At 72.5% G+C, this 11,849-nt stretch carries 9 protein-coding genes; 4 read left to right on the top strand and 5 right to left on the bottom strand.

Features of this window, described 5'->3' with window-relative positions; translation table 11 throughout:
- Window positions 1-41: 41 nt before the first annotated feature.
- Genes LMU33_RS20830 through LMU33_RS20810 form a run of 5 tightly spaced genes read right to left on the bottom strand, consistent with a single transcriptional unit; the run spans window position 42 to window position 5,700 of the window.
- Window positions 42-1,352, bottom strand: a complete 1,311-nt coding sequence (locus LMU33_RS20830; RefSeq protein WP_228621997.1) for a DUF58 domain-containing protein — start codon at window positions 1,350-1,352, stop codon at window positions 42-44.
- A complete protein-coding gene (locus tag LMU33_RS20825; protein WP_228622010.1) occupies window positions 1,352-2,341 on the bottom strand; it encodes an AAA family ATPase in 990 nt (329 codons plus the stop codon). Before LMU33_RS20825 ends, LMU33_RS20830 begins: the two co-directional genes overlap by 1 nt.
- Window positions 2,341-3,537 (bottom strand): DUF4350 domain-containing protein, encoded by a 1,197-nt coding sequence (locus LMU33_RS20820; RefSeq protein WP_228621996.1) that lies wholly within the window; start codon window positions 3,535-3,537, stop codon window positions 2,341-2,343. The genes LMU33_RS20825 and LMU33_RS20820 overlap by 1 nt, the downstream gene beginning before the upstream one ends.
- Window positions 3,534-4,319 (bottom strand): DUF4129 domain-containing protein, encoded by a 786-nt coding sequence (locus LMU33_RS20815; RefSeq protein ID WP_372478028.1) that lies wholly within the window; start codon window positions 4,317-4,319, stop codon window positions 3,534-3,536. The genes LMU33_RS20820 and LMU33_RS20815 overlap by 4 nt, the downstream gene beginning before the upstream one ends.
- Before the next feature lie 4 nt (window positions 4,320-4,323).
- The gene (locus LMU33_RS20810) at window positions 4,324-5,700 is read right to left on the bottom strand and encodes a glycerophosphoryl diester phosphodiesterase membrane domain-containing protein (protein ID WP_228621995.1); all 1,377 of its coding nucleotides are present in this window, start codon (window positions 5,698-5,700) and stop codon (window positions 4,324-4,326) included.
- Window positions 5,701-5,840: 140 nt separating this feature from the next.
- On the opposite strand from LMU33_RS20810, the gene mtnA reads away from it, so the two are divergent.
- The 4 genes from mtnA (at window position 5,841) to LMU33_RS20790 (ending at window position 11,794) form a co-directional block, all read left to right on the top strand.
- Window positions 5,841-6,983, top strand: a complete 1,143-nt coding sequence (gene mtnA / locus LMU33_RS20805) for an S-methyl-5-thioribose-1-phosphate isomerase (protein WP_228621994.1) — start codon at window positions 5,841-5,843, stop codon at window positions 6,981-6,983.
- Window positions 6,984-7,157: 174 nt separating this feature from the next.
- The gene (gene mtrA, locus LMU33_RS20800; protein ID WP_191870552.1) at window positions 7,158-7,847 is read left to right on the top strand and encodes a two-component system response regulator MtrA; all 690 of its coding nucleotides are present in this window, start codon (window positions 7,158-7,160) and stop codon (window positions 7,845-7,847) included.
- 1 nt (window position 7,848) lies between these two features.
- On the top strand, window positions 7,849-9,963 hold the full coding sequence (mtrB, locus tag LMU33_RS20795) for an MtrAB system histidine kinase MtrB (RefSeq protein WP_228621993.1): 2,115 nt from the start codon (window positions 7,849-7,851) through the stop codon (window positions 9,961-9,963).
- A complete protein-coding gene (locus LMU33_RS20790; protein WP_228621992.1) occupies window positions 9,953-11,794 on the top strand; it encodes an LpqB family beta-propeller domain-containing protein in 1,842 nt (613 codons plus the stop codon). Before mtrB ends, LMU33_RS20790 begins: the two co-directional genes overlap by 11 nt.
- The last annotated feature ends 55 nt before the right edge of the window (window positions 11,795-11,849 follow it).

Below are 11,849 nucleotides of genomic sequence, written 5' to 3'. Positions count from 1 at the left end.
CTGGATCCGCAGCACCCCGAAGGGTGGCCGAGCAGGACGGATCAAAGTCGGCCCGCGGCCTTCAGAGCCAGATAGGCATCCGCCAGCGCGGGCGCCAGATCCTCCGGTGTCGCGTCCACGACCGTCACGCCATGCCGTCGTAGCTGCTCGGCGGTTCGCTGTCGCTCGCTCTGCGCCTGAGCCGCCGCCGCTGCCTCATACACCGCCTCCGCGCTGCCCCGGAACTCTGCCATTCGGGCGATGTGCGGGTCGGCCACTGAGGCGACCAGAAGGGTGTGCCGCTGAGTGAGCTGCGGAAGCACAGGGAGCAGACCCTGCTCCACGGGGGCCGCGTCGAGCGTCGTGAGCAGCACGATCAGGGATCGGCGAGGTGCCGTGCGCAGAGCCGCCGCGGTGAGACCGCGGGCGTCGGTCTCGACGAGTGCCGCTTCCAGCGGGGCCATCGCGTTCACCAGGCCCGGCAGTACGTCTCCTGCTGAGCGGCCCTGGACCAGGGCCCGTACCCGACGGTCGTACGCCAGGAGCGCCACGCGGTCACCGGCTCGGGAGGCGAGGGCCGCCAGGAGGAGCGCGGCGTCCATGGAGGCGTCGAGGCGTGGTGCGTCACCTACGCGGCCGGCTGAGGTGCGGCCGGTGTCCAGGACGAGCAGGATGTGCCGGTCGCGTTCCGGGCGCCAGGTGCGCACGGCGACGGCGGACTGGCGGGCGGTGGCTCGCCAGTCGATCGAGCGGGTGTCGTCGCCGGGGACGTACTCGCGCAGGCTGTCGAACTCCGTTCCCTCGCCGCGGGTCAGCACGCTGGTGCGGCCGTCCAGTTCACGCAATCGGGCGAGTTTCGACGGGAGATGCTTTCGGCTGGTGAACGGGGGCAGAACTCGTACGGACCAGGGCAGCTTGTGGGCACCCTGGCGGGAGAACAGGCCGAGGGGTCCGTAGGAGCGGATCGTCACCCGGTCGGACTGGCGATCGCCGCGGCGGGTGGGGCGCAGCCGGGTCGTCACGCGTCGGCGTTCGCCCGGGGGGACGGTCAGACGGTGGCGTGAGGCCTCGATCTCGGTGCCCGGCAGCCAACTGCTGGGTGGCCAAGCGTCCCGCAGCCGTGCCCTTAGGAGGCGGCGGGAGGGGTTGGTGATCGTGAGCGTGACGTCGGCGGTCTCCCCGAGACGGGTGGAGGTGTCGCCGGACCGGGACAGGACGAGCCGTCGTACGGGTGCGGCGAGTGCGTAGTCGCAGGCGCAGGCGAGGGCGAGGGGGCCGTTGACTGCGAGGATGCCCGTCCAACCGGGCTCCAGGATGCCGACGGGGATCGAGCCGAGGGCTGCGAGGAGGGCGGCGCGTCCGGTGAGTGCCATCAGCGGGGTACCGGGACGTGGGCGAGGATGGCGTTGATGACGGAGTCCGCCGTCACGCCCTCCATCTCGGCCTCGGGGCGCAGCTGGACCCGGTGGCGCAGGGTGGGCAGGGCGAGTGCCTTGACGTCGTCGGGGGTGACGTAGTCGCGGCCCGTCAGCCAGGCCCAGGCGCGTGAGGTGGCCAGGAGAGCGGTGGCGCCGCGCGGGGAGACGCCGAGGGTGAGGGAGGGCGACTCCCGGGTGGCGCGGCAGATGTCCACGACGTATGCGGTGATCTCGGGGGACACGGTCGTCTTGGCGACGGCGGCGCGGGCGGCTTCCAGGTCGGCGGGTCCTGCGACGGGGCGTACACCGGCGGCGCGCAGGTCTCGTGGATTGAAGCCCGAGGCATGACGGGTCAGGACGTCGATCTCGTCCTGACGGGAGGGCAGAGGGATCGTCAGTTTGAGGAGGAACCGGTCCAGTTGGGCCTCGGGGAGGGGGTAGGTGCCCTCGTACTCGACCGGGTTCTGCGTCGCGGCGACGAGGAACGGCTCGGGCAGCGGGCGGGGCGTGCCGTCGACCGTGACCTGGCGTTCCTCCATGGCCTCCAGGAGGGAGGACTGGGTCTTGGGCGGGGTGCGGTTGATCTCGTCCGCGAGGAGGAGATTGGTGAAGACGGGGCCGGGCTGGAAGGAGAACTCGGCGGTGCGGGTGTCGTAGACGAGGGAGCCGGTGACGTCGCTCGGCATCAGGTCGGGGGTGAACTGGACACGCTTGGTGTCGAGTTCGAGTGCGGATGCCAGGGTGCGGACGAGCAACGTTTTGGCGACTCCGGGGACTCCTTCAAGGAGAACGTGTCCGCGGCAGAGGAGGGCGACGACGAGGCCGGTCACGGCGGGGTCCTGGCCGACCACGGCTTTGGCGATCTCGGCGCGCAGGGCTTCCAGGGAGGCTCGGGCGGTGCCTGCGTCCCCGGTGTTCCCGGCGTTGTCAGTGGTCGGGTCCATCATGAACGGCGTACCTCTCTTTCGAGGGCGTCGAGTTGGTCGGTGAGTGCGATGAGGGCCGCGTCGTCGCCGGGCGGCGGTCCGAAGAGCAAGGAGTGCAGGGCCTGTTGGCCGCCGGTGAGGTGGGCGGACAGGGCGGGGAGCAGGGCCTCGGGCGTATGCGCCTGGGGGGCGGGGATGCCGACCAGGGGGGCGAGGCGGATGCGGGTGGCGGAGCGAAGAGCGGCTGCCGCGCGGTCGCGGGCGTCGGCCTTGCGGTAGAGGCGGGCGCGGCCTTCGGCGGTCTCGGAGGCGCGGATCGCGACGGGGAGTTTTTCGGGCACGAGGGGGCCGAAGCGGCGTGCGCGCCAGAAGGCGGCGAGGCCCGCTGCGATGAAGAGCTGCAGGGTGCCCCAGAGCCAGCCCGAGGGGAGCAGGTCGAGGAAGTTCTTTCGGCCGCCGGTGTCGGTGGCCGAGGCGTCGGAGAGCGAGGGGAGGTACCAGACCAGATGGGGGCGGGAGCCGAGGAGTTGGAGGGCGAGCGAGGCGTTGCCCTGCTTGTCGAGGCGGTCGTTGTAGAGGATGTCGGGTGCGCCGAGCACGACGGTATCGCCGCCCCCGGACGCCTCGGGGATGCGCAGCAGGGTGGCGAGGCGCTGGCTGGGGTAGCAGCGGTCGGCGTCGAGGCGGGTGGTGGTGTAGCGGATGCCGCCGGTGTCGGCGCTGCCGGCGCGCCGGGCCTCGGGCAGGGTGCAGCCGGGGGAGAGCGTGGTGGCGCTGCTGGTGGCGGGGTCTGCGGCGACTCCAGGGGCGAGCCGTTCGACGGAGGGGCTGCCGGCCGCGACGAGGACGGTGCGCCCGCCGGAGGTGGCGGTGTCCTTGCGCAGTTGGGCTTGTTGGCGGCTTGTCAGCAGGTCGGGCACGGCGACCAGGAGAGTGGTGTCCGCTCCGGCGGCGTTGCGTGCGGCGCCGAGCGTGGTGACCACGCGGGTGGACACGCCCCGGTCGGCCAGGAGTTGAGCGACGGCACGGCTGCCGTAGGGGTCGGCGGATCGCGGGTCCAGTTGGCCGTGCCGGACGGTGGAGCGTACGGCCGCCATGGCGACGGCGGCCACCAGGATGAGCACGACGGCAAGAGCGATGCCTCGCGCGTGGGTCCACACCTGGCGGACGGTGGGCGTGGTGGAGGTGGTCGGCAGCGTGGCCTCGGCGGTCACTCGGCGGCCCCCTGGTGGGTGCTCTGGGCCGTGCTGGTGGTGCTGTGGTTGAGGGCGGGCCTGGTGCGTTCCAGGTCGCGGTCGAGTTCTGCGATGCGGTGGTACGACTCCTCGGTCGCGCTGCGCCCGCCGTATGTCACGTCGTCGAACGCGCGGGCAGCGGCCAGCAGTCGGTCGGTGTGCGCGGGAAGGGTCCGGCCGGCCTCGGCGGCCGCTTCGTCGGCGGTGCGGCCTGGGCGGGCGTCGAGCAGGGCGCGCTCCTCCAGGGAGCGGACGATGGCCCGCATGCGTTCCTGCACGGCTTGGTTCCAGTGGCCCTGCGCCGCGTGTGCCTCGGCGGCGGCGCGGTGTTCGGCGGCGCTGCGGGGGCGATCGTCGAACAGGGCGGCGGCGGTGGAGGAGGGTTGCCTGCGCGGGGTGCCAAGGCGCCACCACAAGGCCGCCAGGGCGGCGACGACGAACAGGACCACCACGACCAGGCCGAGTGTGCCGCCCGGTGTCGCCGAGGCGGCCGAGCTGAACAGCCGGTCGAGCCAGTCCCAGAACGCGTTCAGTGCACGCTGGAACAGCCCGGGGTCGTTCTCGTGGTACATCCGCTTGGACAGCTCGCGGCGAGCCGCCTCCCGCGCGGGATCACGCGGGGTGGTCACGGGCGGCCCGCCGTCTCCCGAGCCGCCCGCTGCGCGGACGACTGTGTCCGCCGCACGCAGCAGGCCTCGCACGACCGTGCCGCCGGCGCCGGACGATGCGGGCGCCGTGTGCAGTTCCCCCGTGAGGCTCACCGCATCAGCTCCCCGGGACGGGACCGGGGCCGCCGGTGCTCTGGACCCCGGCGGCGCGGGCCAGTTCGAGGTCGAGGGCCTCGCGGCGGATGCGCTGGTCGATGTAGAGGAGCACGGTGACACCCGCGCTGATCGGCAGGGTGAGCGTGGTGCCGATCAGGGCGCCGATGCCCCGGATGATCAGGGCGGTCCAGCCGATGTGTCCGCCGCTTGTGCCGAGCACGTCGCCGGTGCTGTCCCCGCTCACGGCGGCCCCGATGAGGGTGAAGGGGATGGAGATGACCGACGCGACGATGACCGTGATGAGCACGGTGAGCAGCACGATGCCGAAGGTGCGCCACCAGGAGCCGCGGACGAGCTTCGCGGAGCGCTTCAGGGACTTCACGATGCCCTGCCGTTCCAGCATCAGGGCGGGCGCGGCCAGGTAGAAGCGGATGCCCAGCCACACCGCGACGACGGTGGCCGCGAGGAAGCCGAGGACGAGCAGGGCGGCTCCGCCCTCGCTGTTGCCGGCGAGCAGGACGAGGATCCCGGGCAGTCCACCGGCGAGCACGACCCCGGCGAAGATCAGGCCCAGCAGGATCAGCAGTCCGAAGAGTTTCAGGATCTGCGGGCGGGATTCGCGCCAGGCCTCGCCGGCGGTGATCGACCTGCCCAGGACGGCTCGGCTGGTGATGGTCGTGAGCAGGGCGGTCAGAAGGATGATGGCGACCGTGCGGATCACGGAGACGATGCCGGTGCCGATCATGGTCTCGCGCAGGGCGTGGAGCGCTTCGTCGGGGCTGGCGTTGTTCGGATCGTTGATCGTCGTCTGGACGGCGGCGTCGTTCAGCACGAAGCCCTGCAGCAGAACCATGCTGGTGTTCAGGAGCAGGGACACCGCCAGCGAGATGCTGAGGACCGTGCGCCAGTGGGTGCGCATGGTGGAGACGGCGCCGTCGAGGATCTCGCCGACGCCGAGCGGGCGCAGCGGGATGACGCCGGGCTTGGCCGCGGGCGGAGGACCGCCCCAGCCGCCGCCCCAGGCTCCGTAGCCGCCGGGGGTGCCGTAACCGCCGTAGCCGCCGGGAGGGCCGCCGTACCCGCCTCCGTGGCCGCCGGCCCCGCCGGGCGGCTGTCCGGTCCAGCCCGGGCCGGGCGGCGGCGGCGGTGGCGGGGCCTGGTGCGGGCTGGGGGCACCGGTGGGCGCGGACCACTGTCCGGGTGGCGGCTGCTCCTTGGACCACTTCACGCCTGGGCCCGGTGCGTTGGCATCCGGCTGCGGTGCTGGTGCGGTGTCGCCGGGGCGGTCGGCAGGCTCGGCGGGACCGGAAGCGCCGGGTTCCCGCCCCTCGTTCGACGGGGCGGTTCCGGGCGAGGCCCAGCCCGGAGTGTCTGTCATCGAAGCTCCTTCTCGGTGCCCGTCCGCGTTCGCGGCGGCAGGTTGGCAGCCATCGTGCCATGGGGTGGTCATCAAGGGACCGGCCGCGGTAGGCGCTGGATGCCTTCAATTGTCCGCCGGATCCGGGGCAGACTGACCGCATGGCTGATCAGCAGGCGCGAACCGACGGGGACAAGCGGGCGACCGAGATACCTGCGATCCGATGGGAGGAACCACCCGAAGGCCCTGTGCTGGTGCTTCTCGATCAGACGCGGCTGCCGGCCGAGGAAGTCGAGCTGGTGTGCACGGACGCGTCGGCGCTGGTGGAGGCGATCGGTTCGCTCGCCGTGCGCGGGGCGCCGCTGCTCGGGATCGCGGGGGCGTACGGTGTCGCGCTCGCCGCCGCGCGTGGCTTCGACGTGGCCGAGGCGGCGCAGGACCTCGAGGGTGCCCGGCCCACCGCGGTGAACCTGTCCGTCGGCGTGCGCCGGGCGCAGGCCGCGTATCAGGCCGCGCTGGCGCAGAGCGGCGGCCCCACCGAGGCGGCTACGGCGGCGCTGGCCGCGGCGCGGGCGCTGCACCGGGAGGACGCCGAGGCCAGCGCCCGGATGGCGGCGCACGGCCTGGCGCTGCTGGACGAGTTGGTGCCCGGCGGCGTGTTCCGGATCCTCACCCACTGCAACAGCGGTTCTCTGGTGTCGGGTGGTGAGGGCACAGCCTTCGCGGTGGCCCTCAAGGCGCACCGCGAGGGGCGGCTGCGGCGGCTGTGGGTGGACGAAACGCGGCCGTTGCTGCAAGGCGCTCGTCTCACGGCGTACGAAGCGGCCCGCACCGGCATGGCGTACACCTTGCTCACCGACAACGCGGCGGGTTCGCTGCTCGCGGCCGGTGAGGTGGACGCGGTGCTGATCGGGGCGGACAGGATCGCGGCCGACGGCTCGGTGGCGAACAAGGTGGGGAGCTATCCGCTCGCTGTGCTGGCGCGGTACCACCATGTGCCGTTCATCGTGGTGGCGCCGGTGACGACGGTCGATCCGGACACCCCCGACGGGGCGTCCATAGAGGTCGAGCAGCGCCCCGGCTTCGAGGTGACCGAGGTCGCCGCGCCGCAGGTGCCGGTCACGGGAGCGGGAGGCGGGATACCGGTGGCGCCCCTGGGGACCCAGGCGTACAACCCGGCGTTCGACGTGACGCCGCCCGAGCTGGTGACGGCCATCGTCACCGAGGAGGGGGTGCTCTCGCCCGTGACGGCCGAGGGTCTTGCGGAGCTGTGTGCCAGGCCACGCCAGGTGACGAGCAGCTGATGGGCTAATGCCGGCTCGGCCGCACCCCGTGAAGAGCCACCCTGTCCCCTCCCCTTCGTCGGCTCCGATGGCCGGGGTCGGCGGACGGGGGCAGACAGTGACGGCCTCGTACGACTATCGTCACCGGCCAGTGACCTCGCTCACCAGCGCCTCTGTCACTGTTACGAGAATGGGATGATGTCGTTTATGAAGGGACGAGTCCTTGTCGTCGACGACGACACCGCACTGGCCGAGATGCTCGGCATCGTGCTGCGTGGTGAAGGTTTTGAGCCGTCTTTCGTAGCCGACGGCGACAAGGCGCTGGCCGCTTTCCGGGAGACCAAGCCCGATCTGGTGCTGCTCGACCTGATGCTGCCCGGACGGGACGGCATCGAGGTGTGCCGGCTGATCCGGGCCGAGTCCGGTGTGCCGATCGTGATGCTCACGGCGAAGAGCGACACCGTCGACGTGGTCGTGGGCCTGGAGTCGGGCGCCGACGACTACATCGTCAAGCCGTTCAAGCCGAAGGAGCTGGTCGCCCGGATCCGGGCGCGGCTGCGGAGGTCGGAGGAACCGGCGCCGGAGCAGCTGACCATCGGTGACCTGGTCATCGATGTGGCCGGGCACTCGGTGAAGCGGGACGGGCAGTCGATCGCGCTGACGCCGCTGGAGTTCGACCTGCTGGTCGCGCTGGCCCGCAAGCCGTGGCAGGTGTTCACCCGTGAGGTGCTGCTCGAGCAGGTGTGGGGCTACCGGCACGCCGCCGACACGCGGCTTGTCAACGTGCACGTCCAGCGGCTGCGTTCCAAGGTCGAGAAGGACCCGGAGCGGCCCGAGATCGTGGTGACCGTGCGTGGTGTCGGTTACAAGGCCGGGCCGAGCTGACATGTCCGGGGACAGCGCCGCTTCGGCTCCCGGCCGGTCCGGGGCGCGTCCGGGGCGGCCTGCCGGCCGGACACCGGGTGCCAGGTTCAGGAGTCTTTTCGAGGGCGGGCTGCTCGAGGGCGGTGTCCACGGCAGCCCGGTCATCAGGCTGTTCCTGCGCTGGGTGCGCCGTCCGCTGCTGCCGGTGATGCGGCTGTGGCGGCGCAACATCCAGCTTCGGGTCGTCGCCACGACACTGGTGATGTCCCTGGGCGTCGTCCTGCTGCTGGGCTTCGTCGTGATCGGGCAGGTGCGCAACGGCCTGCTGGACGCGAAGGTCAGGGCCTCGCAGAGCCAGGCCACGGGCGGCTTCGCGGTGGCCAAGCAGAAGGCCGACGAGGCGGCCAGCGGCGCCGGTACCGGTGCGGCCGCCGGGAGCGGCACCGCCGACGGCACCGCGACCGCGGACGGCCGGCAGCCGCAGAACGTCATCCAGTGGATGAGCGACCTCGTGGAGTCGCTGTCCAGCGGCGGTGCGGGCGCCTTCGACGTGGTCACGCTGCCCGTCGGCGACGACAGCGGCGGCGGCCGCAGCCCGCGCGGCTCCGGGAACGTCAACCCGACCTCCAGCATCCCCGACGACCTGCGCGAACGGGTCAACAGCGGTACGACGGCCGCCCAGAGCTACACCCGGATCGTCTACGCCAACGGCAAGGAGTCGCAGCCGGCGCTGGTCATCGGCAAGCAGGTCAACGACCCGAACGGGCGGCCGTACGAGCTGTACTACCTCTTCCCGCTGACCCAGGAGGAGAAGTCCCTCAGCCTGGTCAAGGGCACGCTCGCGACCGCCGGGCTGTTCGTCGTCGTCCTGCTCGGCGCCATCGCCTGGCTGGTGGTGCGCCAGGTGGTCACGCCGGTGCGGATGGCGGCCGGCATCGCGGAGCGGCTGTCCGCCGGGCGGCTGCAGGAACGGATGAAGGTCACCGGCGAGGACGACATCGCGCGTCTGGGTGAGGCCTTCAACAAGATGGCGCAGAACCTCCAGGTGAAGATCCAGCAGCTGGAGGACCTGTCGCGGATGCAGCGCCGGTTCGTGTCGGACGTCTCGCACGAGCTGCGCACCCCGCTGACGACCGTGCGTATGGCCGCCGACGTCATCCATGAGGCGCGCGAGGACTTCGACCCGGTGACCGCGCGTTCGGCCGAGCTGCTCGCCGACCAGCTGGACCGGTTCGAGTCGCTGCTCGCGGACCTGCTGGAGATCAGCCGCTTCGACGCTGGAGCGGCGGCGCTGGAGGCCGAGCCGATAGACCTCAGGGAGGTCGTCCGGCGTGTGGTCAGCGGCGCCGAGCCGCTCGCCGAGCGCAAGGGCACGCACATACGCGTGGTCGGCGACCAGCAGCCCGTCGTCGCCGAGGCCGACGCCCGGCGTGTGGAGCGGGTGCTGCGCAACCTCGTCGTCAACGCCGTCGAGCACGGTGAGGGCAGGGACGTCGTCGTCAAGCTCGCCGCCGCGGGCGGCGCGGTCGCCGTCGCGGTGCGCGACTACGGCGTGGGACTCAAGCCGGGCGAGGCGACCCGGGTCTTCAGCCGCTTCTGGCGGGCGGACCCGGCACGCGCGCGTACCACCGGCGGTACGGGCCTCGGGCTGTCGATCGCGCTGGAGGACGCGCGGCTGCACGGCGGCTGGCTGCAGGCCTGGGGCGAGCCGGGCGGTGGCTCCCAGTTCCGGCTGACGCTGCCCAGGACCGCCGACGAGCCGCTGCGAGGCTCGCCGATACCGCTGGAGCCGAAGGACTCGCGCCGCAACCGCGGCCTCGACGAGGCCGGTCTGCCCGGCGGAGGCGAGGAGAAGCGGGCGACCGTTCCCGTACAGCCCAGCGGCGCCCAGCCGCCCAGACTGCCGTCGCGCGCCCCGATCGCACCGCGGCTGGCCAGTGCCGCGCCCGCCGCCGACCCGGCCGCACTGCCCGGCAACGGCAACGGCGCGCGCGTGGTGTCCCGGCCCACCGGGGGTGCACGGCGCGTGGACGACAGGCCCGCCGCGCGTCCGGCACCCGGCGTGGGCACGGCCCGGCCGGATACGGCCGACACGGAGGACTCGACCGAGCCAGGGGAGGCATTTCGTGGGCGCTGACCGCATGGGGGGCGCCCGGCCCCGGCCGGGACGCGCGGCGGCGTACGCAGCCCTGGGGGCCGTACTGCTGGCCGGGTGTGCCTCGATGCCAGACAGCGGGGATCTGCGGAACGTGGAGTCCACGCCGCGGCAGGACACCGGGGTCCGGGTGTTCGCCATGCCGCCGGCCGAGGGCGCCGGGCCCGCCGAGATCATGCAGGGCTTCCTGGAGGCGCTGACCAGCGACGACCCGGCGTACGACACGGCCCGCAAGTACCTGACGTCCGACGCGGCGCGGGTCTGGCGGCCGGAGCAGTCGAGCACGGTCCTCGCCAACGGGCCGAGCATCGAGCCCGACTGCCGAGCGGGCAACGGCCGCGAGACGACCAACAGCGTCACCTGTGTCCTCGCGGGCAGCAGGGTCGCGACGGTGGACTCCCAGCAGGCGTACGAGCCGGCCGGGGGCTCCTACCAGAAGAAGGTGCATCTCAGCCGGGACCCCAAGAACGGGCAGTGGCGCATCGACGCGCTGCCCGACGGTGTCGTCATGGGCAAGTCGGACTTCCAGCGCAACTACACGTCCATCGACAAGTACTACTTCGCCTCCGACACGACGGTCGGGTCCACGGGGGAGCCGGTGGCGGTCGCCGATCCGGTGTTCGTGCGCAGCAAGGTGGACCCGATGACGCAGATGGTCCGCTCGCTGCTGGCCGGCCCCACCCGCTGGCTCGGGCGGGTCGTCAGGTCCAGCTTCCCGACCGGTACGGCCCTGCAGAAGGACGTGTCGGGGCTGGCGCCGGACGACCAGAACAAGCTGACCGTGCCGCTGAACCTCAAGGTGTCCCAGGTCGCGGCGACCAAGTGCACCGAGATGGCGACGCAGCTGCTGTTCACGCTGCGGAACCTGGCGCCGACACTGGAGTCCGTCGAGCTGCAGGGCGTCGGCGGCCACCGGCTGTGCGACCTGAGCGAGGAGCGCGCCGAGGCCATCGCCTGGCACGGGTCGGCCAAGAGCCCCGAGAACCTGTACTACCTCGACGGCAAGCACCGGCTGGTGCGGATGCCGACCGGGAGCACCACCACCAGTGCCGTACCGGTGCCCGGTCCGCTGGGCGAGGGCGGCAAGGCCCTGGAGTCGGTGGCGGTGTCGCGGGACGAGCACAGCGCGGCCGGGGTCGGTGACCAGGGCAGGTCGTTGTACGTGACGTCGCTGGCGTCGGGCGGTCCGCTGGGGCAGGCGCTGGTGACCAGCCAGGGCGCCACCCCCGACGAGCGGCTGACGACACCGAGCTGGGACGCCCGCGGCGACCTGTGGGTGGCCGACCGGGACCAGCGCCGTCCCCGGCTGTACGTTCTGCAGCAGGGCGCCGCCAAACCGGAGGAGGTCGCGGTCCCGGACCTGTCCGGCCGGATCAGGGACGCGCGGGTCGCCGCCGACGGGGTGCGGATCGCGCTCGTCGTGGAGAAGAAGGACGGCACGCAGTCCCTGCTCATTGGCCGGATCCAGCGCGACGACGGGACGGGGCAGGGCACGTCGGTGGTCGAGCTGCGCTCGGCCGCGCCCGACTTGGAGCAGGTCAGCGCCCTGTCCTGGGCCGGGGACAGCAGGCTGCTGGTGGCCGGCCGGGAGCAGGGCGGCGTGCTGCAGATGCGGTACGTGCAGGTCGACGGCTCCACGCTCGACGGGCCGGCGCCGGGTGCGCTCACCGGCGTGAAGTCGATCGCCGCGTCCGAGGACGAGCGGGTGCCGCTGGTGGCCTACTCGCAGGACGACGGGATCGTACGGCTGCCGTCCGGGTCGCAGTGGCAGAAGGTGGACAAGGACGGGACGGCGCCGGTCTATCCGGGCTGAGCGCCGCCTCACACACCGCCCCTTCCCCCGTGTGGGTGAGGGGCGGTGCGTGTTT

The sequence above is a fragment of the Streptomyces barringtoniae genome (assembly GCF_020819595.1).
Taxonomy (GTDB): domain Bacteria; phylum Actinomycetota; class Actinomycetes; order Streptomycetales; family Streptomycetaceae; genus Streptomyces; species Streptomyces barringtoniae.
The sequence above is the reverse complement of the archived record's forward strand: the minus strand, read 5'-3'. Positions and strand labels throughout refer to the sequence as shown.